We start from the raw sequence: 21,715 nt of genomic DNA on the forward strand, positions 1-21,715 counted from the left end.
ACACGACAGCAGGTTTGCGATGCACATCATCGCCTTCCTTTTGCTGTCAGTGAAACTCGATTTCCGCCTCGCGCAGATCATTATGGCCGGGCCGGGTGAACAGCCTGCCCCGCTCCGCCCAGGCGACGATCGCCAGCGCCAGCATGCCATAACCCAGCAGCCCCAGCGTGAAGGGCAGGGGCGTGCCGTTGAACGCCTGCCCCACGATGCTGCCCAGCACGCTCGACACCGCCGTCGTCAGAAACGCCTGGAAAGACGACGCCGCGCCTGCCCCGCGATGAAACGGCTCCATCGAAATCGCGCTGAAATTCGATCCGGTAAAGGCGAAGGTCAGCATCGAAAGCGCCTGCAGGACCATGAACGTCGTCAGCGTCTCGCGTCCAGCCAATATCACCCCGACATGCACCGCCGCGATCAGGATGAACAGGATCAGCGCGCTCTGGCTCATCCGCCGCGCGCCGAAGCGGGAGACCAGCCGGCTGTTGACCAGGCTGCCCACCCCCATGCAGCCGGCAACCAGCGCGAAGCCGATCGGGAAGAAGCGGCCCGCGTCGAACACGTCGAAGAAAATCTGCTGGATCGACAGGATGAAACCGACCAGCGCGCCGACCATCGCGCCGCTCGCCATCATATAGCCGATCGAACTGCGCGTGCGGAAAATGACCCCTGCCGTATGCAGCAGCGCGCGGGGGGTTATGCGCACGCGATTGTCGGGATGCAGCGTCTCGGGCATCCGCACCAGCATCCATATCAGCACCAATGCCGCGATGATGCCCAGCGCCCAGAAGATCCAGCGCCATGGCGCCACCCACAATATCGCCTGGCCAAAGCTCGGCGCGACCACCGGGATCAGCATGAACACCGCGAAGATCAGCGACATCACCCGCGCCATCGCGTCGCCCTTGAACCGGTCGCGCACGATGCCGACGGTAACGACGCGGCTCGCCCCGGCGAAGAAGCCGGCGCTCATCCGCGCGACCAGCAACATGGTGAAGCTCTGCGCGGCGGCGCAGGCGACGGTCGACAGGATGAAGAGAGCCATCGCCCCGCCCAGCACCCGCTTGCGCCCATAGCGGTCGGACAGCACGCCGAACAGCAGCGCGCCCACGCCCAGCCCCAGAAAATAGAGGCTGATGATGAGCTGCCGGTCGTTCGGCCGCGGGATCGCCAGATCGCGGCTGATGTCGGGCATCGCCGGCAGCATCGGATCGGTCGATAGCGCGTTCATCGCCATCAGGCACGCGCACAGGATCACGAACTCACGGAACGGAATGTCGCGGCGGATCGCGGGAGCGGGGGGAGGCATCGCACGCATGCGCTCGCCTATGGGCGCAAAGCCCCGCCGTTGCCAGTCCTAATCCGCTACGGATCGGCCCAAAGCGGCCCACATCCTTTCTCGTTCCCCGGCGAAGGCCGGGGCAGTCCTGCCCTCCCGAAGGGCTACTCGACAAGCGTGATGCCCCTCAGTCGCCTCATCCCAACCCCTTATAAAACAGGCAAATATCGCGTTAACCATTTTTTATCGCTTCCCGGTCCAACCTGCCTTCCGTGGAAAAGGGGGTCCAATCCATTGAGCTAGGGCAAAGGGAACAGGGGAAGTCGTCATGGGTAACAGCATCAAGAGCGCGCAATTTCTGATGGAGGCCCGCCTGTCGCGGGCGGCATATGGGTCTGCGGAAGAGTGTTTCGACCTCGGCGTCGCCTATAGCTGCGGCACCGGCGGCCTGCCGATCGACCTTGTCGAAGCGCATAAATGGTTCAACCTGGCTGCCGCGCGCGGCAGCGAAGCCGGCCAGACCATGCGCGCCGAAATCGCCGAGGAAATGACCGCGCGCGAAATCGCCGAAGCCCAGCGCCAGGCCCGCGCCGTCATCGCCTCCACCCAGATGCGCGCCGCCTGAACTCAGTCTTCCTTCCTCCGTCATCCCGGACTTGATCCGGGATTCCGCTTGCTTGGCGGAGGCAGAAGAAGCGGAAGCCCGGGTCAGGCCCGGGATGACGATATAGTGAGCTTGAACTAACCATCCTTCCTGAAGGGCGTCCGCGCCTTCAGCCACAGCCGGTCCTGCCGCACGCCCGCACGCTCGCGCTCCAGAAATTCGGCGACGGCGCTGCGGAAGCTCGGATGCGGGATATAGTGCGCCGACCAGGTCGGCTCGGGCGCATAGCCGCGCGCCAGCTTGTGCCCGCCCTGCGCCCCGGCCTCGACACGGGCCAGCCCGCGCGCGATGGCGACGTCGATCGCCTGATAATAGCATAGCTCGAAATGCAGGTTGGGCACCTCCTCGACGCAGCCCCAATAGCGCCCATAGAGCGCATCGCCGCCGATCAGGTTCAGCGCGCCCGCGATCGCCCGCTTATTGCGCAGCGCCAGGATCAGCAGCGTGCGATCCCCCATCATCTCGCCCAGCAGCGAGAAGAAGGCGCGGGTCAGATAAGGCCGCCCCCATTTGCGCGCGCCGGTATCCTGATAAAATTCCCAGAATATGTCCCAATGCGCTTCGGTCAGGTCGCGACCGGTCAGGTGGACGATCTCCAGCCCCTCGACCGCGCGCCGCCTTTCCTTGCGGATATTCTTGCGCTTCTCGCTCGACAGCTCGCCCAGAAAATCCTCGAAGCTGCCATAGCCGCGATTGGTCCAGTGAAACTGGCTGTCCTCCCGGATCAGCCAGCCCGCCGCCTCGAACAACGGCACCTGCTCGGGGTCGATGAAGGTCGCGTGGGCGGAGGACAGGCCGTTGCGCTCGACCAGAGTCTCGATCCCCGCGATCAGCGCCGGCGCTGCGTCGGCATCGCGCAGCAACAGGCGCGGCCCAGGCACCGGGGAGAAGGGCGCGGCGACCTGGATCTTGGGATAGTATCGCCCGCCCGCCCGCACCCAGGCGTCGGCCCAGCCATGGTCGAACACATATTCGCCCTGGCTGTGGCTCTTGCCATAGGCCGGCGCGGCGGCGGCGATTCGGCCGTCCCGCCCCTCGATGACGATCGGCAAAGGCTGCCAGCCGCTGTCGCCTCCGACGCTGCCGGATCGCTCCAGCGCGACAAGAAAGTCCCATGATATGAATGGGTTAGAATATCCCGCGCAGGCGTCCCACTCGGCCTTGGGCAGGTCCGCCACCCCTTTCCCGATCCGTGCGACCACCTCGGTCACGCGGCGCCCTCACGGATGATCTGGTCGGCATAGGCCGCCGCCCGCGCCCGCTCGGCCGCGCTCCGCACCGTCCATGTCAGCACGGGCATAGCCCTCCGACGAGCGCGGGCGGACAGGCGGGATGGCAGGTCGCATATGTCACAGGCCAGAAAGTCGGGTCTCGCAATCCAAAGCGCAAGCCTTCTCTCGATCGCGCCGCGCAGCCGCCCCTTGCCCCGCTGGGTCACGACAAGGCCAAACAGCTGTCCCACTCGCTGTTCTCTTAAGCGCCAAATCGCCCAAGGATTGAAGGACATAAGCCCGATTTTTGCGTCTTTCCAGCCGATCAGCTCCTCAGCGACCGCGCGGCACGTCGGCCCGACAGTCCAGCCCCGCGCCTTCACCTCGATCAGCAGCGGCACCCGCCCGCCGCACAGCGCCAGCAGCGCCGACAGCCGGGGGATCGAACCACCATCGGGCAAGCGCATCCGGTCGAGCGCCGCCGCCTCCATGGCCTCGATCGAACTGGGGTGTCCGGTCATGCGGCCAAGGTCCGCGTCGTGAAAGACGAAGGCGATCCCATCCCGGCTCACCCGCACATCGCATTCGATGCCATCGCCCGCGTCGATCGCCGCCGCGAACGCGGCCATGCCATTCTCGCTGACGCCCGGCCCATGCAGCCCGCGATGGGCGAAGGGGCGCGCGGTCAGCCAGCCCGCATCAGGCCGCCGGCCTGACAAGCACCACCGCGTCGATCTCGACCACAGCGCCCAGCGGCAGCGCCGGCACGCCCACCGCGCTGCGGGCGTGCCTGCCCGCCTCGCCGAACACCTCGACCATCAGCTCCGACGCGCCATTGGCGACCTTGGGCTGGTCGGTGAAGCTCGGCGCGCTGGTGACGAACGCACCCAGCTTGACGATCCGCTCGACCCGGTCGAGGCTGCCCAGCGCCGCCTTCATCTGCGCGATGAGATTGAGGCCGCACACCCGCGCGGCAGCGACGCCATATTCAAGGTCGCGATCCTCGCCCAGCCGTCCCGTCATCAGGCCATCGGGCGCGAGCGCGATCTGCCCGCTGATATGCAGCAGGCCGTTGACCTCCACCGTCGGCACATAGGCGGCGACCGGCGCGGCCGGCTGGGGCAGGGTGATGCCGAGTTCGGCGAGGCGGGCGTCTATGCTCATGCGATGGCTCCATCGGTTGCTGGCATGTCGTCGGGGGCCGGCCCTTGCGCCAGCCGGTCCATGATCCATTGTTCCGCCGCTGCCCACTGGTCGATGCGCGCATGGGCGCAGGGGGCGGGCGGGGTGTAGCGGGCGATCTCGGGCTCGCCCACCAGATGCAGCCGCCACACCCCCGGCGCATGGGTAGCGACGCTGTGATGATGCTCGGCGAGATCGTCGATGAAGAGCGCGACGCTCGGGGCGCGCTCCGCCACGATGGCGGCGAGCGGCCGGCCCTTGCCGCCCTGGTTCCAGTGGACGGGCAGGGTCAGGCCATGCGACATGAGCTGCCGGGCGCGCGGTTCCCGGTGCCGCTCGGTGATGTTGGTCAGCACCTCGATATCGGCGATCGCCGACAGCCGGCGCAGCGCCTCGACCGCGCCGGCGATCGGCGTCTGGCGGTGCATCTCCGTCTCGAAAAAGCCGAGCAGCAATTCCCACACCAGCGCCCGCTCGACCGGCTCCCCGCTGTCCTTGTGGCGCAGCGCCTCGGCAAAGCCGCGCTCGCTCATGTCGAAATGCACGTCATGCGTCTCGTCCAGCCAGGCGCGGAACGGCACCACCATGTGCAGCAGCACCTCGTCGCAATCGGTGATGATGAGGGGACGGGTCATCGGCTCAATTGCTCCTGCGCTGCGATCAGCGCGGCGGGCGTACTGCCGATCGCCTCGGCGCAGGCGATGAGGTCCGGCTCATGATCGGCGAGGAAAGCGAGCAGCGCCGCCAGGATCGCGGGATTGTCCACGCCCGCCCGCAGCGCGTCGGCGTCAAGCCCGGTCAGCGCCAGCAGCCGGTCCGCCCGCCCCACATCGCTCAGCGTCCAGCCCAGCGCCATCAGCGCCAGCGTCATGCTGTCGTCGCCGCCATCCGGCTTGCCATTCGGGGTCTCGGGGCGCATGATCGGGTCTCGGGGCAGGGGCGGCCGGACGGCGCGCCGATGGTTTCTTCTGGTGCGGGTGACTGGTGGCAAAGCGCGTGCTCGTTGTCGAGGACAACGAACTCAACCTCAAACTTTTTTGCGACCTGCTGCGCGCGCACGGCCATGAAGTGCTGGCCTGCCGCGACGGGCGCGACGTGCTGGCCCAGGCGCGGGAGTTCCTGCCCGATCTCGTCATCACCGACATCCATCTGCCCCATGTCAGCGGCCTCGACCTCATCGTGTCCTTGAAGGCCGACGACCGGCTGAGCGCGGTGCCGATCATGGCGGTCACCGCCTATGCCGGGCAGGGCGACGAGGAGCGGATACGCGCCGCCGGCGCGCAGGCCTATGTGTCGAAGCCCATCTCGGTCCTGCGCTTCGTCGAGCAGGTGAACGCGCTTCTGTAACGCGGCCGCCCTCTTCGTCTTTGATTTGTCACGCAGAATTCATCGCTCTGCCATGGATCAGCAGCGATTGCGTCACCCCACTCTGCCTCCCCGCCGTGCGCCAAGGCGCGGCCTCCCGCCGACAGCCTGAACCATAGGGGTATAATATGTCTCATCTGACCGACGAGGCGCGTGCGTCCTCCCGCGACGCGCTGCCGACCATCGACATGGGCGACAACAGTCTGGAAGCGATCGTCGCGGCTAACCCGGCCCGCCGCACCGTGCTGAAGAACGGGCTTCTCGGCCTGTCGATCCTGCCGATGCTCGGCACGCTGGCCGCCTGCGACGATGATGACGATTCGAGCAGCCCGACGCCGACCCCCACGCCAACGCCGACCCCGACTCCGAGCTACACGATCAGCTTCGCGCCGGTCGCCGCCAACCTCAACGACACGGTCACCGTGCCGACCGGCTATACCGTCGACGTGCTGCTGAAGGCCGGCGATTCGATCGAACCGGGCACGCCCTATTCGGGCAGCTTCCCGACCCCTGCCGAGGCCGAGAAATGGGCTGGCGGCAACCATGACGGCATGGAGTTTTTCGAACTGTCCGGCACCGATCCCAACAGCGGCGGCCTGCTGGCGATCAACTTTGAATATCCCGACTTCAACATCCTGATGTCCGGCACCTACAATCCGGCGACCGCGACGGCCGACCAGAAGGCGATTGCCCTGTCGGCGGTCGGCATCGGCGTGGTTGAGGTCGCCAAGGCGTCGGACGGCAAATGGTCGGTCAAATCGGGCTCGCGCTTCAACAAGCGCTACACCGGCAACAGCAGCTACAAGGCGAGCGGCCCGGCGTCGGGCCTGCTGTCGCCGACCATCAAGGGGATGCTGAACAATTGCGCCTCGGGCACGACCCCCTGGGGCACCTATCTCACCTGCGAGGAGTCGACCGACAATTATCTCGATCCGACCCAGCCCGACGAAGATTATGGCTGGGTGGTCGAAATCGACCCCTATCAGGAACTCGACGTGCCGACCAAGCGCACCGCGCTCGGCCGCTTCGACCATGAAAACACCGCCTATATGGCCGACAGCAACAGCCGCGTCGCCTTCTACATGGGCCATGACGGCACGCCGGGCTGCATCTACAAATTCGTGTGCGATCGCGCCTTCAGCAGCACCAACCGCGCCGCCAACCGCGACATGCTGGACCGCGGCACTCTCTATGTCGCCCGCTTCAACGGCGACGGCACCGGCGAATGGCGCGCGCTCGTTCAGGGCCAGAACGGCCTGACGCTCGGCGCGACCGACCCCGGCAATGTCAGCCAGGGGCCGCAGACGCCCGCGACCGTCAACTTCAACAACCAGGCGGACGTCGTCATCAACTGCATCTCGGCGGCCCGCGTCGCCGGCGGCACCGTCATGGATCGGCCGGAATGGATCACGGTCGCGCCCGACAACAGCGCGATCTTCGTGACCCTCACCAACAATAGCGGCCGCCGCGTCACCGACGCCGCCAACCCGCGCACCACCAACCGCCACGGCCACATCATCAAGTTCAAGGAAGAGGGGAATTCGCCGCTCGCGACGAAATTCACCTGGGAAATCTTCCTGCTGGCGGGCGATCCCAGCCTGGCGAGCTTCGGCGCGGCGACCGACGATCTGGAAGGCAATATCAACGGCGACACCTTCTCCAGCCCCGACGGCATCCGCATCGATCCCAAGGGGCGCCTGTGGGTCCAGACCGACCACTCGATCCCCGGCAATTCGGGCGATCCGGCGCGGTCGATCGAGCAGATTTTCGGCCATAATGCGATGTTCTACATCGACCAGACGACCAAGAAGTCGATGCGCTTCCTGGTTGGCCCGGAAGGCTGCGAGATCACCGGCCTCACCTATACGCCGGACCTCACCAACTTCTTCATCAACATCCAGCATCCGACCGCAAACTGGCCGATCGCGGGGCAGCAGCCGCGCTCCTCGACCATCGTCGTGCGCCGCACCGACGCCAAGCCGGTCGGCGCCTAAGTTCACCGATCCAGAAAGCCCCTCCCGGTTGGGAGGGGCTTTCGTCAGCGGTGCCCCTCCTTTGTCCGGCTAGCCCATCCGCAACGGCAAAAGGCCCGCTCCCTCATCGGGGCGGGCCTTTTGCGTATCGGTTGCCTATCAGGCGCGCGGGCGCGTAGCCCGCATCGGCTTACTTGATCTTGGCTTCCTTGAACTCGACATGCTTGCGCGCGACCGGGTCGTACTTGCGGAAGCTCAGCTTCTCGGTCTTGGTGCGCGGATTCTTCTTGGTGACGTAGAAGAAGCCAGTGTCAGCCGTGCTGACGAGACGGATCTTGACGGTTGCCGGCTTGGCCATGGCCCTATTCCCTGGTCTTTGACTTGCGAAAAAAGAAGAGCGGCCCAACCCGGACCGCCCCGTTTCAGCCGCCGCCCATGGGCCAGATTCGCGGCCCTGTCAAGGCGGAGCGACCAGCAGGCTAGGCTTTACGCGCTCTTAACCTCCTTTGGCTTAGGATCAAGGCTTACGGGAATGGAGGCTTTCCCATGCGACATGACCCAAGACTGGCGATATTGGCGGACCTGCTGCGCCGCGTCGATGGGCTCGCCGGGGAGCGGGGCCATGTCTCCGTCGCGCGCCTCCATGACGAAGTCGACCAGATCCGCCACATCGCCCGCGCTTTCCGGCTGCACGATGTCGAAGGGCTGGCCGGCACGCTCGAATCGGCGCTGTCGCTCCATGGCCTGGGCGCGGTCGTCCTCTCCTATCTCGACCGGATGCGCGACGCGATCGCCGCCGACATGCCCGCTGCCTCGATCCTGCCCCTGATCCCGCGTTCGGCCCCGGTCGTCTCGCTCCGCGCCTGATCGGCGCTGGCATGGACGCTCTGCTGATCGCGCTGCTCGGCTGCCTGCTCGGCGAAGTGGGAGACAAGAGCCAGCTTCTCGTGCTGGCGCTTGCCGCCCGCTATGAGCGCGACGGCGCGATTATCGCCGGGATCATCGTCGCCGCCATCGCCAATGCCGCCATCTCCGCCGTCGCCGGCGCGTGGATCGGGCCGATGATGGGGTCTGACGCGCGGCTATTGTTCATGGCGCTCTCCATCCTGTTCCTCGGCGCTGGCCTGCTCTGGCGCGTGTCGCCGCCCGATACGCTCGATGGCTGGCCGACCGGCGCTTTCCTCACCACCGCGCTCGGCCTCTTCATCCTGGGATTTGGCGACGGACCGCAGTTTCTGATCCTGGGCATCGCCACCCGCACCGCCGATCCGGCGCTGGCCGGCATTGGCGGCGCGATCGGCGTCATCGTCGCGCTGGTGCCTGTCGTGCTGCTCCGGCAGCAACTCCTCGCCATGCTCCCGCTCCGCGCGATCCGCTGGGGCAGCGGCGCTCTCATGCTGCTGGCGGGTGCCATCATGGCGCTCAGCGCAACGGGTCTCGTCTGATCGACCGGCTGGATCAGGCTGATCGCTAATCTCGGCAAAAAAATCGGGCACCGATTGCGGTGACGATCATTATATGTGCGAAACCAGTTTCCCCAAGCCGGAGGATTCCATGACCGCTCCCGATCTCAAAACGCCCACTGACCTCAAGAGTAACGCCACTCGCACCGTCGCCGAGGCGCTGAACGGCGCGCTGGCGGACAGTTACGCGCTGTACCTCAAGACCAAGAATTTCCACTGGCACGTCTCCGGCCCGCATTTCCGCGACTATCATCTGATGTTCGACGAGCAGGCGACCGAGATACTCGCGACCACCGACCTGATAGCCGAGCGCGTCCGCAAGACCGGCAACACCACGCTGCGCTCGATCGGCGACATCGCCCGGCGCCAGAGCGTCAAGGACAATGACGCCGATTTCGTCAGCCCGGCCGATATGCTGAAGGAACTGCGCGACGATAATCTGGCGCTGGTCGAAACCTTCCGCGCGGTAAAGGCCGCCGCGACCGAAGCCGGCGACAACGCGACCGAGGGCATTGTGGACGACTGGACCGACCAGGCCGAACAGCGCGCCTGGTTCCTGTTCGAGGCCGCGCGCGGGGCGTAAAAGCACAACCTCCGTTCGGTTCGAGCAGCTTCGAGCAAAGTCGAGAAGCGTCGGTCGAGAACCGTTCTCGACAAGCTCGAACCGAACGGAGGAGGATTAGTTTTCGTCCACCGCCTCGATCCCGACGATCTCCACCGCCTCAGCCTTCCCGCCAAAATCCACCCGTTCGCCAGGCTCCGCATCCATCATCGCGCGCGCGAGCGGCGAGGTGAAGCTGATCCGCCCGTCATGCGGGTCCGCCTCGTCGTCGCCGACGATCGTCACGGCCTTCTCCTGCCCGTTCGGTCGATAGGTCACCCGCGTCCCGAACGCCACCGCCTCACCATCGGGCGCCGGCCGCAACTCGGCCGTAGCCAGCCGCGTGCGCCAGTAGCGCAGCAGCCGCTTATGCTTCTTCGCCGCCTCGTCTTCCATCGCTGCGGCGTCGATCGCCTCCAGCGCTTCAACCTGTTCGCGCGTCAGCCGCAAACCCCGCGCCGTCACCCAGTTCGGGCCGGGCGGAATCGGCAGCTCGAACTTCGGCTCCATATGCTCATCGTCGCTCTCACGACGAAAGGCGACGCTCACTTCGCATCCTCATCGAACAGCCCAGCCAGCTGCTCGACCATCGTGCCGCCAAGCTGTTCCGCGTCCATGATCGTCACGGCGCGACGATAGTATCGCGTCACATCATGGCCGATGCCGATCGCCACCAACTGCACCGGCGACCGGTTCTCGATCCATTCGATCACCTGCCGCAAATGCCGCTCCAGATAGGTGCCGCTATTGACGGAGAGCGTCGAGTCATCCACCGGCGCGCCGTCGGAAATGACCATCAGGATGCGCCGCTCCTCCGGCCGCGCGATCAGCCGCGCGTGCGCCCACAGCAGCGCCTCGCCGTCGATATTCTCCTTGAGCAGCCCCTCGCGCATCATGAGGCCCAGATTCTTGCGCGCCCGCCGCCATGGATCGTCGGCCTTCTTGTAGACGATGTGGCGCAGGTCGTTCAAACGCCCCGGCATCGGCGGCCGCCCGGCGGCGAGCCATTCCTCGCGCGCTTGGCCCCCCTTCCACGCCCGCGTGGTGAAGCCCAAAATTTCGGTCTTGACGCCGCAGCGCTCCAGCGTGCGCGCCATGATGTCGGCGCTGATCGCCGCAATGCTGATCGGCCGCCCGCGCATCGAGCCCGAATTGTCGATAAGCAGCGTCACGACCGTATCGCGAAACTCGGTGTCCCGCTCGATCTTGTAAGACAGCGACCGCGTGGGATCGATCACGATCCGCGCCAGCCGCGCAGCGTCGAGCAGCCCTTCCTCCTGATCGAAGTCCCAGGATCGCGACTGCTGCGCCATCAGCCGGCGCTGGAGCCGGTTGGCGAGCTTCGTCACCGCGCCCTGAAGGCTGACGAGTTGCTGGTCAAGAAAACCGCGCAGCCGCGCCAGCTCATCCTCGTCGCAAAGTTCATCCGGGCTGACCACTTCGTCGAACTTGGTCGTATAGGCCTTATAGTCGAAGCCGGGCGGCAGGTCGGACATGGGGCGATTGGGGCGGACCGGCATCATGCCTTCCTCGCCCATATCGTCCGCGCCTTCGTCGCTGTCGGCGTCAAACTCGTCGCTATACTCGGTCTCGCCCTCCTCGGTGTCGCCGCCTTGGTCCTCGGCGCGCGTTTCGGCGTTCATGTCGCTGTCGCCGGTTTCGTCCTGGCCGCTTTCGCCCTCTTCTTGGCTGTCCTCCTCGTCCTCGCCCTCATCCTGCGACTCCGGCTCGTCGGTGTCGGGCGGCAGGTCGGCATCGATCAGCTGGAGATGCTCCAGCATCGCGGTGGTGAGCTTCTGGAAGGCGCGCTGGTCGTCGATGGCGAGCATTAGCGAGTCGAGGTCGCCGCCCGCCTTGTCCTCGATCCACTGATCGACCATGGCGACCCCCGCCGCCGCGTCCTTCGGAATCGCCTGCCCGGTCAGCCGCTCGCGCACCTTGAGCGCCAGCGCGGTGGACAGCGGCACCTCGTCCGCAGCACGGGCGCGGCGGATCGCGTCGGACTTCAGCCGCAGGTCGAGCGCATGGTTGAGGTTGGCACGGACGCCCGCCATTGATCGCGACCCGATCGCTTCCACCCGCGCCTGCTCGACCGCGTCGAACACCGCGCGCGCCACGGCCTCGCCGGGCGCGGAGGCGGCATGGACCTTCGCATTATGGTGCCGCAGCTTCAGCGCCGAAGCATCCGCGAAGCCGCGCGCCAGCGCCACCTGATCGGCGGGCAGCGCGCGGCCGGGCGTCGGCACCTTGATCGCCTTGCCCGCGGCGTGCGGCGTGTCGGCGGTGAAGCCCACCTCCACCTCCGCGTCGCGGGTGATCGCGCGCGCCGCCCCGGACAGCACATCCTTGAACGCATCGAGGGGAGAGCGTTCGTTCATGCGCGCCCCTCCAGCGCGGCCGCGCAGGCGGCGCGAAGCAGAGGCAATCTCTCCACAATCGTGTTGTAGATGATGCGCAGGTCGATCACATCATATTCATGCCGCAAGGCGTTCCCCATGCCTCGCACGGAGTTGGCGTCCAAGGCTGGCATAATTTGCGCCATGCGCTCCTTGCCGATTTTGATGACAGCTTCGGTGATGCGTTGCAGACACCGTTCGGACGCATCGATGGTCTTGCGATCTGCACAAAACGCCTCATAGTTTATGCCATCAATATAGCTGGCGACCGCGTCGGCATTTTCGATGATGTCCATCAGCCGCAGCAGTTCCTTTCTAGAAGACATGGACGCGATCCCTGTCTATTTCTGCCTGGAACCGCGCCTTGCGAGCGGGTTCGCTGACAATATCGACCGGCACGGCCATCCAGTCCTTGAGCCAAGAAGACATGGCGGCGAAACGGAAGAGGTCCATTTTAGCGGCCTCGTCAAAGCGCACCGCCACATCCACGTCCGAATCCGGCCGCTGGTCGCCGCGCGCGGTCGATCCGAACAGCGACAGGCTTACCACGCCCATCGCGCGCAGTTCGGCTTCCTTGGCCTTGAGGCGGGCGATGGCGGTGTCTTTGTCCATGGCCTCCGGTATAAGGCAATCGCTCCGGCCGGGCCAGAGCGTCACCGGCCCTCCGGGTCCGCAACGCGCGGCACGGCGATGGTTTCGATCTGCGTCTCGACCTCGCTCATCAGCTTGTGGACCGGGCATTTGGCGGCGACGGCGATCAGTTTCTCATGCTGTTCGTCGGTCAGCGGGCCACTGACGGCGATCCGCGTCGTCAGCTTGTAGATGCCCTGCCGCTCCCGGCTGGCGTCGCGCACCACGCCTACATGGATGTCCTCCACCGGAATGGCGTTGCGCTGCGCATACCAGAGCATTGTCATCGCCTTGCACGCCCCCAGCGCCGAATCGTAGAGATCGTGCGGGTCCGGCCCGGCGTCATGCCCATCGGGCGCGGACATGTCCGCGACGATCTCATGCCCCCGGATGCTGATCCGGTGCGCTGTGCCGCCGGTGGGATCAATCCGCTCGACGACGATCATCACGCGACCCTGTGCGCTACGCTCTCGGGCAAATCCTTCCCGAACACGCGCTGATAATATTCGGCGACCAGCGCCCGTTCCGCCTCGTCGCATTTGTTGAGGAAGGACAAGCGGAAGGCGAAGCCGACATTCTTGAAGATGAGCGCATTCTGCGCCCAGCTGATGACCGTACGGGGGCTCATGACCGTCGAAATGTCGCCATTGACGAAGCCCTGCCGCGTCAGTTCGGCGACCTTAATCATATTCTCGACTTCCTTGCGGCCGCCCTCATGATCGTACTCGCCGGACTTCGCCAGCACCACCTGCGCCTCGGTCGCGGCAGGGAGGTAATTGAGCGCCACAACGAGGTTCCACCGGTCCATCTGGCCCTGGTTGATCTGCTGGGTGCCATGATAGAGGCCGGTCGTATCGCCCAGGCCCACGGTATTGGCGGTCGCAAACAGGCGAAAATAGGGATTGGGGCGGATCACCCGGTTCTGATCGAGCAAAGTCATCTTGCCGTCTGTTTCCAGCACGCGCTGGATCACGAACATGACATCGGGCCGCCCCGCATCATATTCGTCGAACACCAAAGCGACCGGGCGCTGGAGCGACCAGGGCAGCAGCCCCTCGCGGAACTCGGTCACCTGCTGCCCGTCCTTGAGCACGATGGCGTCGCGGCCGACCAGGTCGATGCGGCTGATATGCGCGTCCAGGTTGATGCGGATGCACGGCCATTTGAGGCGCGCGGCGACCTGCTCGATATGGCTCGACTTGCCGGTGCCGTGATAGCCCTGCACCATGACGCGCCGGTTGAAGGCGAAGCCCGCAAGGATCGCGAGCGTCGTGTCGGGATCGAACACATAGGCAGGATCGATGTCCGGCACCCGCTCGTCCGCCTGGGAAAAGGCCGGGATCTTCATATCGACATCGACGCCGAACACGTCGCGCGCGTCCACCTCGCGGTCGGGCGCGTCGAGCAGCGTGTCGGCGCGGGCGTCAGGCTGGACGTTGGAAATGTCGGTCATCAGGCGGTCATCTTTCTGCGAGTCTTCTCAATGCCCCTATCCGATCCTTTCAGGGACTGTCGATAGAGTGGGGCCTTCGCGCCGGGGGATCAAGCCGCCCGTTGGGACGAATTGGCCTGCTCGTCAGGCGAAGGCCGCTGCCTTGCGGAGGTGTCCATAGGCCTCGATCACATCCTGCAACGCGCCCTCATGGCTGCGGTCGCCGCCATTATGATCGGGGTGATAGCGGCGCAGCAATTCGGTGTAGCGGGTCCGCAGCGCCTTGCGGTCGGCGTCGATGGTGAGGCCCATGACGGCAAGCTGCTTGCGGTCCTCGCCCGACAGGAATTTGCCGTCCTGCCGCATCTGGTTCGCCTCGCGCGCCTTCGCCACCCGCTCGCGGAACTTCGCGCCGATCGCGTCGAGCGGATCGGCAAAGTCCGACCATTTGGGCGGCGGGCTGGTCGCGTTGGAGGAGAAGGCGCGCGTTTCCCGCTCCCAGCCGGCATAGGGGCGCTGGGCGGCGGCGATCTCCTCCGGGCTCATGCCGGTGAAGAAATTATAGCCCTGATTGAATTCGCGCACATGGTCGAGGCAGAGCCAGCGCCAGCGTGGACCTTCCTGATGGGCGGGGCCGCCCTCCAGCGGCGGAGCGCGAAACTCGCCCGGCTCGGGACAGCCCTCCACCGCGCAGGGGCGGTCGCTTTCCACGCGGCCATGGAAGCGGTTGAAGCGGCGGGTCGAAAAAGGGTCGGTGGACAAGACGGGCCTGATGCAAGAAACGGTAAAGCGCCTATATAGGGGCCATGACCGCAGACCTCAAAGGCCCAAAGGCGGGGCCAATCGCCACTGAAATCGAAGCCCGCCTGCGCGCGGCCCTGTCGCCCGAACAGCTCGCCGTCATCGACGACAGCGAGAAGCATCGCGGCCATGCCGGCCATGATGGATCGGGCGAAAGCCATTTCACCGTGGACATCACATCCAGCCGCTTCATCGGCCAGAGCCGCGTCGCGCGGCAGCGGATGGTGAACGCCGCGCTTGCCGACCTGCTGCGCGAGAAGGTCCACGCCCTCGCCATCAAGGCGCGCGCGCCCGGCGAGGCATGAGGGCTTGCAGCCCGACACGAATTGCATGACGATCTGACCAGCCATTGGCGGCCGCCCGTCGCCGAACAGGCACCATCCCGAACTGGACGCGCCATGACCCTCGACGACCTCATCATCCAGACCGTCACGCCCACCACCCACGACCTGGGCGACTTCAAGGTGCATCGCTCGCTCCCGGTGAAGGGCCGCACCATGGTCGGCCCGTTCATCTTCTTCGACCAGGCCGGGCCGGCGCAGATCGGGCCGGGGCAGGGGATCGACGTGCGCCCGCACCCGCATATCAACCTCTCCACCGTCACCTATATGTATGAGGGCGCGTTCCTGCACCGGGACTCGCTCGGCACGCAGCAGCTGATCGAGCCGGGCGCAGTCAACCTGATGACCGCCGGCAAGGGCATCGTCCATTCGGAGCGCTCGCCCGACGAAGACCGGGTGAAGGCGTCGAAGCTCTCGGCGATCCAGACCTGGCTGGCGCTGCCCGACGCCATCGAGGAGATGGACCCCGCCTTCGAGCATGTCGCGGCCAACGCGCTGCCGGAGATCGAGGGTGGCGGCGCGCGGGCGCGGGTCATCATGGGATCGCTCTGGGGTGAGACATCGCCGGTCACGACCTACGCCCACACCATCTATGCCGACATCCAAATGACGCCTGGCGGTCGCATCGCCATCGACGCCTCGGCAGACGAGCGCGCGCTCTATGTCTCGGGCGGCGACGCGATGCTGGACGGGCTGATGCTGACCCCGCAGACGCTCTACGTCCTGCGCCCCGGCACGTCAGCGACGCTGTCGAGCCTGGACGGCGGGCGGATCGTGCTGTGCGGCGGCGAGGCCTTTACCTCGCCGCGCCATGTCTGGTGGAATTTCGTCTCCTCCCGTCCCGACCGGCTGATGCAGGCGCGCGAGGATTGGGAAGCGCTGCGCTTTCCGCTGATCCCCGGCGACGATCAGGAATATATCCCGATCCCGCAAGGCCGGCCCAAGACCGTCAGCTACCCCTGACGGACAAGAGGGAAACTCCCACATCCGTTCGGTTCGAGCCCTTCGGCTGGCTGCCTGCAGCAGCCGCTCAGGACAGGCACGTCGAGAACCTCAAACGTCGCGCTTGCTGCTTCTCGACAGGCTCGAAGCGGACGGAGGTTCCGCTACTGGACGAAGGTCAGCGAAAGATTTTCGGCATTCCTGGGGATGTCGATCCGGCTCTCGTTGATCGACGCTTCCTCGCCGGGCTTCAGCCGGCTCTTGTCGGCCTTCGTCGTCCAGCTGAAGACCAGCCGGTTCTGCCGGTCGCGCAGTTGCACCAGCACCGGCGGCACCGGCAGCGCCTGCGCCCCGCTGTTCACGATGCGCGCGCCAAAGGCGAAATATTCCTCGCCGGTCGGTAGCTTGCGGCGTTCGGCGGGCTTGGAGAGGTAGAAGAGCAGGTCGGGATCGCCTTCTTCCGGCACAATCCCCATCGCCACCATCCAGTTCGGCGCGCCGAAATAATAGAGCGCGCCACCGGCCGCCGCGACGACCAGGAAAAAGGCCGCCGCCGCATAGGTCCATAGCTTGAGCGGATTGCGGCGCGGCTTCGTGGCTGGAGCCGGGGCAAAGTCGTCCACCTCCGCATCGCTTGCCGGAGCACCGGCATAGATATCGTCGAACCGGTTGTCGTCGGAAGCGGCGGCGACCGCGGGTTCCGCTTCCGCTGCCGGCGCATCCGCGAAAGGTGCGGGCGCTGGCGCAACCGGCTCGACCGGTGGAGGCGGGGACGGCGCGATGGGCGGCGCCGGTTCGGCGGCAACGGTCGCCAGCGCTGGCGCTGTGGCCACGTCGCGGGGCGGCAAGATCGGGGGCTCCTGGAACCAGCTATGCCGGCAGGCGGCGCAGCGGACCTGGCGGCCATTCTGGCCTACGGCGCTGTCCGGGACGACATAGCGCGTCGCGCAGTTTGGGCACACCAGGATCATGACGCTTCATAGGCACGGCATGGACTCGCGCGCAAGCGGCAACAATCGTCCTTGCGACGCGGCGCGACTCGCGGGATCGCGCGGCGCGGGCTTTACGGCGGCACGCCGCCTGTGCCATGGCTGGCGGATCGGGGATGCAGGGAGCGCGGAGGCGCCATTTTCCAACCTATGTCGGCCATCGTCCAGTTCGAAAATGTCGGCCTGCGCTATGGTCTGGACAGCGAGACTCTCTCGGACGTCAGCTTCTCGCTGGCGAGCGGCGGCTTTTACTTCCTGACCGGCGCGTCGGGCGCGGGCAAGACCTCGCTGCTCAAGCTCCTCTACCTCGCCCAGCGTCCCAGCCGGGGCGTCATCCGGCTGTTCGGGGAGGATGTCGTGACACTTCCTCGCAAACGGCTTCCGGGCTTTCGCCGCCGCATCGGCGTCGTGTTTCAGGATTTCCGGCTGGTGCCGCACCTGTCCGCCTATGACAATATCGCGCTGCCGCTGCGGGTCGCGGGCATCCAGGAGGGGGAGATCGACGCGCCGGTCGCGGAGATGCTCGACTGGGTGGGGCTGGGCGATCGCGGCCAGGCGCGTCCCGCGACTCTTTCGGGCGGGGAGCAGCAGCGCGTCGCCATCGCGCGCGCGGTGATCGGCCGGCCGGAAATATTGGTGGCCGACGAGCCGACCGGCAATGTCGACGCCGACATGGCGCGCCGGCTGATGACTCTGTTCGAGGCGCTCAATCGGCTGGGCACCACCATCGTGGTCGCCACGCACGACCTGCCGCTGATCGGCCAGGTGAAGAGCGCGCAGATGATGCGGCTGGACAAGGGGCGGCTTGCCGACCCCACCGGATCGCTACGCTTCCCGCCCCGTCCGCAGGAACGGACCTGATGGCCGGCCGCATCGATCGCAAGGCGGCGGGCGCGGCGCGCAACCGGCTGTTGCCCGGCGGACGCTTCGCCGGGCCGATGCCGTGGATCATCGCGATCATGATGTTCCTGACGGTGCTCGCGGCGGCGGCAGGCTTGGGCCTGGGCGCGGCGGTCCGATCGATGAGCGCCGACCTTGCCGGTCGGGCGAGCGTACAGGTGGTGGAGGCGGACCCGGAAACGCGGGTGCGGCTGGCGGCCGACGCTCTGGCGCTGCTGCGCCGCACGGATGGGGTGACCGCCGCCGTGCCGGTCGATCCGGCTGCGCTGACGGAGCAGCTGCGCCCCTGGCTGGGCGATGCCGCGACCAATGGCGACCTGCCGATCCCGGCGCTGATCGACGTAGCGCTGACGCCCGGCGACAGCGACATGAAGCTCGCACGGGTCGGGCGCGCGCTCGCGCGCTTGTCGCCCAAGCTGCGGGTCGAGCCGCACGCTGCCTTCCTGCTGCCGCTTGCCGGGTTGCTGACCGCGCTCGGCTGGCTTGCGGCAGCGATAGTGGCGCTGATGGCGCTGGCGACCGGCGCGGTGGTGGTTCTGGCGGCGCGCGGCGCGCATGACAGCCATCGCGGCACGATCGAGGTGCTGCACCTCATGGGATCGACCGACGTGCAGATCGCTCGCCTGTTCCAGCGCCGCATCGGCCTCGACGCGCTCGCCGGCGCGGCGCTGGGCTTCGCCTTCGCCGTGCTGGTCATCCTGCTGATCGGACTGCGGCTCTCGGCCGCTGGATCGGACATGCTGGGCGCCGTGACGCTGGATGGACGCGGCTGGGCGCTGCTGGCGCTTCTGCCAGTGCTGGGCGTGCTGCTCGCCACGCTGACGGCGCGCTGGACGGTGCTGCGGGCGCTGGGGCGGGCGCTGTGATCGTCCGCCTTGCCGCCGTGACGTTGCTCGCCTGGCTGGCGGGCTTCGTCTGGTTCGCCATATTCCTGCCGCAGCCGCTCGACGGGCGGCCGACCGATGCCATCGTCGTGCTGACCGGCGGAGCGGGGCGGATCGACCGGGGGCTTGCGCTGCTGGAGCAGGGGGCGGCCAAGCGGATGCTGATTTCCGGGGTCGATCGCTCGGTCCGTCCGGTGGAACTGGCGGCGCAATATAAAGCGCCGGAGCGGCTGTTCGCTTGCTGCATTACGCTGGGGCGGGAGGCGATCGATACGCGGTCCAATGCGCTGGAGACGGCGCGCTGGCTGGAGCGGCGGGACTATCAGACGGTGCGCCTCATCACCACCGATTGGCATATGCGCCGCGCCGCGCTGGAACTGCATCAGGCGCTGCCGGGGCGGGTCAGCATCGTCTATGACGCGGTGCCGAGCCGGCCGAGCCTGACGATGCTGTTGCGGGAATATAATAAATATCTGCTGCGGCGGATAGCGGCGCTGATCGGGATTTGAGCCATGGGGACGGCCGTTCGATCCTTGCTGTTCATGCTGGTCTTCTATGGCGGGAGCCTTTTCTTCGTTCTCTGGGCGCTGCTGATGGCCTGGATCGTCCCTAGTAGGGTCAAGGATGTGGCGACGGGGTGGAGCCGGTTCCATCGCGCCTGCGCGCATGTCATCCTCAGCCAGCGGGTGGTGGTGGAGGGGGATTTGCCGCAGGGGCCGTATCTCTACATCCTCAAGCATGAATCCATGTTCGAGACGATCGACCTGCTCTGCCTGCTCGACAAGCCGGCGATCGGGGCGAAGCGGGAGCTGCTCGACATTCCGCTCTGGGGGCGAATCGCCCGGCTCTATGGCCTCATCCCCATCGAGCGCAGCGCCGGGGCGTCGGCGCTGCGGGCGCTGCGGGCGGCGGCCAGGGCGGCGACGGCGCAGGGCCGGGCGGTCTGCCTCTTCCCCGAAGGCACCCGCGTGCCCCATGGCGAGCGCCCGCCGCTCAAGGCCGGGTTCGCTGGACTTTACAGCCTGCTCGGCCTGCCGGTCGTCCCGGTCGCGGTGGACAGCGGGCGGGTCTCGCCGCGCGGGCGGTTCCTCAAGCGCGCCGGCACCATCACCTACAAGGTGGGCGAGACGATCCCGCCGGGCCTCGACCGCAAACTCGCCGAGGCGCAGGTCCATGCGGCGATTAACGCCCTCAACCCGCCATCAATGTGACCGGCCAAAGTCGGGCTTAGCGTCGTCCTGCCCCTGTTCGATGATCGAGCGGCGGATGGCGCGGGTGCGGGTGAAAAGCGAGAAGAGCGCGTCGCCGTCATTCCAGCGGATCGCCCGCTGAAGCGCTGACAGATCTTCCGAAAAGCGCTGGAGCATGTCGAGCACCGCGTCCTTGTTTGCCAGGAACACGTCGCGCCACATGGTCGGGTCGGACGCGGCGATACGGGTGAAATCGCGAAAGCCGCCGGCCGAATATTTGATGACCTCGCTTTGGGTCACATTCTCCAGGTCGCTCGCGGTGCCGACGATGGTGTAGGCGATGAGGTGCGGGAGGTGGCTCGTCACCGCCAGCACCAGATCATGATGCGCCGGGTCCATGACATCGACCTGAGCGCCGACGCGCCGCCACAGTTCGGCGACGCGCTCGACGGCGGCGGGGTCGGCGCCCTCGGGCGGGGTGATGATCGACCAGCGGCCCTTGAACAAGGAGGCGAAGCCGGCTTCGGGGCCGCTATTCTCGGTGCCGGCGACGGGGTGCGCCGGGACGATCGTGCGGCCGGGCAGCGCGGCGTTGAGTTGCGCCAGCACGTCCGCCTTGCACGATCCGACATCGCTGATGATCGCGTCGGCCGGCAGGTCGTCGGCGATCTCTGCCGCCGCCGCGCCCATGGCGCGGACGGGGACGCAGAGGATGACGAGATCGGCGTCGGTGACCGATGCGCCCGCGGTATCGGTGATGTCGTCGCAAAGGTCGATGCGGCGCGCCGTTTCGCGCACCGCCGGGTCGGCGTCATGCCCAGTGACTCGCACCGTCGGCATCTCCGCCCTTATGGCGCGGCAGAGCGAGGAGCCGATGAGGCCGAGGCCGATGATGGTGACACGGGCGAAGGGGAGCATGGGGTTCAGGCCGCTTCCGCCATGGCGCGGAGCTTCGCCGCGACAGCGCGGGTCTGTTCCTCGGTGCCGATGGTGATGCGAAGGCCGTTTGGCAAGCCTTGCCCCGGCAGCCAGCGAGTGGCGAAGCCTTCGTCCCAGAGGCCCTTCATCGCGGCTTCGGCGGTCAGCGCGCCGTCGAACAGGATCAGGAGAAAGTTGGTGCGGCTGGGTACGGCGCGCAGGCCGTGGTTGGAGAGGGATGCGACTTCGCCCGCCAGCCATTCGCGCCACCGCGCATTGTGGCTGCGGCTTCGATCGACCCAGTCGGTATCGGCGATGGCCGCGATCGCCGCCGCCTGGCCCGCCGTGGTGACGTTGAACGGGGCGCGGATGCGGTGGAGAATGTCGATCACGTCCGAAGAAGCATAGCCCCAGCCGATCCGTTCGGCGGCGAGGCCGTAAATCTTGGAAAATGTGCGGGTGACGAAGACGTTCGACGCGGTTTTTGCTAGCTCCAGACCGCCATCATCCTCGTCCGCGTCCAGATATTCGGCATAGGCCTGGTCGAGCACGAACAG

The 21,715-nt window shown here is 66.7% G+C and carries 29 protein-coding genes; 12 read left to right on the forward strand and 17 right to left on the reverse strand.

Annotated features, from left to right (window positions below; genetic code table 11):
• Positions 1 to 46 precede the first annotated feature (46 nt).
• Positions 47 to 1,315, reverse strand: a complete 1,269-nt coding sequence (locus tag V2B31_RS08905) for a multidrug effflux MFS transporter (protein WP_328277558.1) — start codon at positions 1,313 to 1,315, stop codon at positions 47 to 49.
• Positions 1,316 to 1,604: 289 nt separating this feature from the next.
• Here V2B31_RS08905 and V2B31_RS08910 point away from each other — a divergent pair, with 289 nt between their 5' ends.
• A complete protein-coding gene (locus tag V2B31_RS08910) occupies positions 1,605 to 1,901 on the forward strand; it encodes a hypothetical protein (protein ID WP_328277560.1) in 297 nt (98 codons plus the stop codon).
• Between the two features lie 116 nt (positions 1,902 to 2,017).
• On the opposite strand, the gene V2B31_RS08915 is transcribed toward V2B31_RS08910, so the two are convergent.
• The 5 genes from V2B31_RS08915 to V2B31_RS08935 are packed head-to-tail and all read right to left on the reverse strand — an operon-like array spanning position 2,018 to position 5,252.
• Positions 2,018 to 3,151, reverse strand: coding sequence for a GNAT family N-acetyltransferase (locus V2B31_RS08915; protein ID WP_328277562.1), 1,134 nt, complete (start codon positions 3,149 to 3,151; stop codon positions 2,018 to 2,020).
• Positions 3,148 to 3,870 carry a glycerophosphodiester phosphodiesterase family protein gene (locus V2B31_RS08920; protein ID WP_328277565.1) on the reverse strand — a complete coding sequence of 241 codons (723 nt, stop codon included), beginning with the start codon at positions 3,868 to 3,870 and terminating at the stop codon, positions 3,148 to 3,150. Before V2B31_RS08920 ends, V2B31_RS08915 begins: the two co-directional genes overlap by 4 nt.
• The gene (locus V2B31_RS08925; protein WP_328277566.1) at positions 3,851 to 4,315 is read right to left on the reverse strand and encodes a RidA family protein; all 465 of its coding nucleotides are present in this window, start codon (positions 4,313 to 4,315) and stop codon (positions 3,851 to 3,853) included. Before V2B31_RS08925 ends, V2B31_RS08920 begins: the two co-directional genes overlap by 20 nt.
• The gene (locus tag V2B31_RS08930) at positions 4,312 to 4,968 is read right to left on the reverse strand and encodes an HAD family hydrolase (protein ID WP_328277568.1); all 657 of its coding nucleotides are present in this window, start codon (positions 4,966 to 4,968) and stop codon (positions 4,312 to 4,314) included. Before V2B31_RS08930 ends, V2B31_RS08925 begins: the two co-directional genes overlap by 4 nt.
• Entirely contained in the window at positions 4,965 to 5,252 is a 288-nt protein-coding gene (locus V2B31_RS08935; protein WP_328277569.1) for a DUF3572 family protein, read from the reverse strand. The genes V2B31_RS08930 and V2B31_RS08935 overlap by 4 nt, the downstream gene beginning before the upstream one ends.
• 65 nt (positions 5,253 to 5,317) lie before the next feature.
• Between V2B31_RS08935 and V2B31_RS08940 the strand changes: the two genes are divergently transcribed.
• Positions 5,318 to 5,680 (forward strand): response regulator, encoded by a 363-nt coding sequence (locus V2B31_RS08940; RefSeq protein WP_328277570.1) that lies wholly within the window; start codon positions 5,318 to 5,320, stop codon positions 5,678 to 5,680.
• A gap of 146 nt (positions 5,681 to 5,826) precedes the next feature.
• Positions 5,827 to 7,692: a PhoX family protein gene (locus tag V2B31_RS08945; RefSeq protein WP_328277572.1), complete on the forward strand. Its 1,866-nt coding sequence runs from the start codon at positions 5,827 to 5,829 to the stop codon at positions 7,690 to 7,692.
• Between the two features lie 169 nt (positions 7,693 to 7,861).
• Here V2B31_RS08945 and rpmG read toward each other — a convergent pair whose 3' ends face one another.
• The gene (gene rpmG / locus V2B31_RS08950; RefSeq protein ID WP_183956548.1) at positions 7,862 to 8,029 is read right to left on the reverse strand and encodes a 50S ribosomal protein L33; all 168 of its coding nucleotides are present in this window, start codon (positions 8,027 to 8,029) and stop codon (positions 7,862 to 7,864) included.
• A gap of 188 nt (positions 8,030 to 8,217) precedes the next feature.
• On the opposite strand from rpmG, the gene V2B31_RS08955 reads away from it, so the two are divergent.
• The 3 genes from V2B31_RS08955 to V2B31_RS08965 all read left to right on the forward strand — a co-directional run bounded on the left by V2B31_RS08955 (position 8,218) and on the right by V2B31_RS08965 (position 9,717).
• A complete protein-coding gene (locus V2B31_RS08955; protein ID WP_328277575.1) occupies positions 8,218 to 8,538 on the forward strand; it encodes a hypothetical protein in 321 nt (106 codons plus the stop codon).
• An 11-nt stretch (positions 8,539 to 8,549) separates the two neighbouring features.
• Positions 8,550 to 9,116 (forward strand): TMEM165/GDT1 family protein, encoded by a 567-nt coding sequence (locus V2B31_RS08960; protein ID WP_328277577.1) that lies wholly within the window; start codon positions 8,550 to 8,552, stop codon positions 9,114 to 9,116.
• Positions 9,117 to 9,225: 109 nt separating this feature from the next.
• Positions 9,226 to 9,717 (forward strand): Dps family protein, encoded by a 492-nt coding sequence (locus V2B31_RS08965; RefSeq protein ID WP_328277579.1) that lies wholly within the window; start codon positions 9,226 to 9,228, stop codon positions 9,715 to 9,717.
• Positions 9,718 to 9,813: 96 nt separating this feature from the next.
• On the opposite strand, the gene V2B31_RS08970 is transcribed toward V2B31_RS08965, so the two are convergent.
• The 7 genes from V2B31_RS08970 to V2B31_RS09000 all read right to left on the reverse strand — a co-directional run bounded on the left by V2B31_RS08970 (position 9,814) and on the right by V2B31_RS09000 (position 14,955).
• A complete protein-coding gene (locus V2B31_RS08970; RefSeq protein ID WP_328277581.1) occupies positions 9,814 to 10,284 on the reverse strand; it encodes a GreA/GreB family elongation factor in 471 nt (156 codons plus the stop codon).
• A complete protein-coding gene (gene cobT / locus V2B31_RS08975) occupies positions 10,281 to 12,113 on the reverse strand; it encodes a cobaltochelatase subunit CobT (protein WP_328277583.1) in 1,833 nt (610 codons plus the stop codon). Before cobT ends, V2B31_RS08970 begins: the two co-directional genes overlap by 4 nt.
• Positions 12,110 to 12,427, reverse strand: a complete 318-nt coding sequence (locus tag V2B31_RS08980; RefSeq protein WP_328277585.1) for a HepT-like ribonuclease domain-containing protein — start codon at positions 12,425 to 12,427, stop codon at positions 12,110 to 12,112. Before V2B31_RS08980 ends, cobT begins: the two co-directional genes overlap by 4 nt.
• A gap of 19 nt (positions 12,428 to 12,446) precedes the next feature.
• A complete protein-coding gene (locus V2B31_RS08985) occupies positions 12,447 to 12,743 on the reverse strand; it encodes a nucleotidyltransferase family protein (protein ID WP_328277587.1) in 297 nt (98 codons plus the stop codon).
• A 41-nt stretch (positions 12,744 to 12,784) separates the two neighbouring features.
• The gene (locus V2B31_RS08990; RefSeq protein WP_328277590.1) at positions 12,785 to 13,207 is read right to left on the reverse strand and encodes an OsmC family protein; all 423 of its coding nucleotides are present in this window, start codon (positions 13,205 to 13,207) and stop codon (positions 12,785 to 12,787) included.
• Positions 13,207 to 14,214 carry a cobaltochelatase subunit CobS gene (gene cobS, locus V2B31_RS08995; protein WP_328277592.1) on the reverse strand — a complete coding sequence of 336 codons (1,008 nt, stop codon included), beginning with the start codon at positions 14,212 to 14,214 and terminating at the stop codon, positions 13,207 to 13,209. The genes V2B31_RS08990 and cobS overlap by 1 nt, the downstream gene beginning before the upstream one ends.
• Before the next feature lie 123 nt (positions 14,215 to 14,337).
• Positions 14,338 to 14,955, reverse strand: coding sequence for a J domain-containing protein (locus V2B31_RS09000; RefSeq protein ID WP_328277594.1), 618 nt, complete (start codon positions 14,953 to 14,955; stop codon positions 14,338 to 14,340).
• A gap of 44 nt (positions 14,956 to 14,999) precedes the next feature.
• Here V2B31_RS09000 and V2B31_RS09005 point away from each other — a divergent pair, with 44 nt between their 5' ends.
• Positions 15,000 to 15,299, forward strand: coding sequence for a BolA family protein (locus V2B31_RS09005; RefSeq protein ID WP_328277598.1), 300 nt, complete (start codon positions 15,000 to 15,002; stop codon positions 15,297 to 15,299).
• Positions 15,300 to 15,392: 93 nt separating this feature from the next.
• Positions 15,393 to 16,298 carry a pirin family protein gene (locus tag V2B31_RS09010; protein ID WP_328277601.1) on the forward strand — a complete coding sequence of 302 codons (906 nt, stop codon included), beginning with the start codon at positions 15,393 to 15,395 and terminating at the stop codon, positions 16,296 to 16,298.
• Positions 16,299 to 16,441: 143 nt separating this feature from the next.
• Here the strand turns inward: V2B31_RS09010 and V2B31_RS09015 are convergent, their stop codons facing one another.
• Complete coding sequence (locus V2B31_RS09015; RefSeq protein ID WP_328277605.1) at positions 16,442 to 17,248, reverse strand: zinc-ribbon domain-containing protein; 807 nt, start codon at positions 17,246 to 17,248, stop codon at positions 16,442 to 16,444.
• A 168-nt stretch (positions 17,249 to 17,416) separates the two neighbouring features.
• On the opposite strand from V2B31_RS09015, the gene ftsE reads away from it, so the two are divergent.
• The 4 genes from ftsE to V2B31_RS09035 are packed head-to-tail and all read left to right on the forward strand — an operon-like array spanning position 17,417 to position 20,261.
• Positions 17,417 to 18,127 (forward strand): cell division ATP-binding protein FtsE, encoded by a 711-nt coding sequence (gene ftsE / locus V2B31_RS09020; RefSeq protein ID WP_328277608.1) that lies wholly within the window; start codon positions 17,417 to 17,419, stop codon positions 18,125 to 18,127.
• Positions 18,127 to 19,032 carry a cell division protein FtsX gene (locus V2B31_RS09025; RefSeq protein ID WP_328277612.1) on the forward strand — a complete coding sequence of 302 codons (906 nt, stop codon included), beginning with the start codon at positions 18,127 to 18,129 and terminating at the stop codon, positions 19,030 to 19,032. Before ftsE ends, V2B31_RS09025 begins: the two co-directional genes overlap by 1 nt.
• Positions 19,029 to 19,559 (forward strand): YdcF family protein, encoded by a 531-nt coding sequence (locus V2B31_RS09030; RefSeq protein WP_328277614.1) that lies wholly within the window; start codon positions 19,029 to 19,031, stop codon positions 19,557 to 19,559. Before V2B31_RS09025 ends, V2B31_RS09030 begins: the two co-directional genes overlap by 4 nt.
• Before the next feature lie 3 nt (positions 19,560 to 19,562).
• A complete protein-coding gene (locus V2B31_RS09035) occupies positions 19,563 to 20,261 on the forward strand; it encodes a lysophospholipid acyltransferase family protein (RefSeq protein ID WP_328277616.1) in 699 nt (232 codons plus the stop codon).
• On the opposite strand, the gene V2B31_RS09040 is transcribed toward V2B31_RS09035, so the two are convergent.
• Together V2B31_RS09040 and V2B31_RS09045 are read right to left on the reverse strand one after the other, a co-directional pair.
• The gene (locus V2B31_RS09040) at positions 20,253 to 21,158 is read right to left on the reverse strand and encodes a prephenate/arogenate dehydrogenase family protein (protein WP_328277618.1); all 906 of its coding nucleotides are present in this window, start codon (positions 21,156 to 21,158) and stop codon (positions 20,253 to 20,255) included. The two genes, V2B31_RS09035 and V2B31_RS09040, sit on opposite strands and share 9 nt — an antisense overlap.
• A 5-nt stretch (positions 21,159 to 21,163) precedes the next feature.
• On the reverse strand, positions 21,164 to 21,715 hold a 552-nt coding region (locus V2B31_RS09045; protein WP_328277620.1), incomplete at its 5' end, for an aminotransferase class I/II-fold pyridoxal phosphate-dependent enzyme.

Source organism: Sphingobium sp. (assembly GCF_036170395.1).
GTDB lineage: Bacteria > Pseudomonadota > Alphaproteobacteria > Sphingomonadales > Sphingomonadaceae > Sphingobium.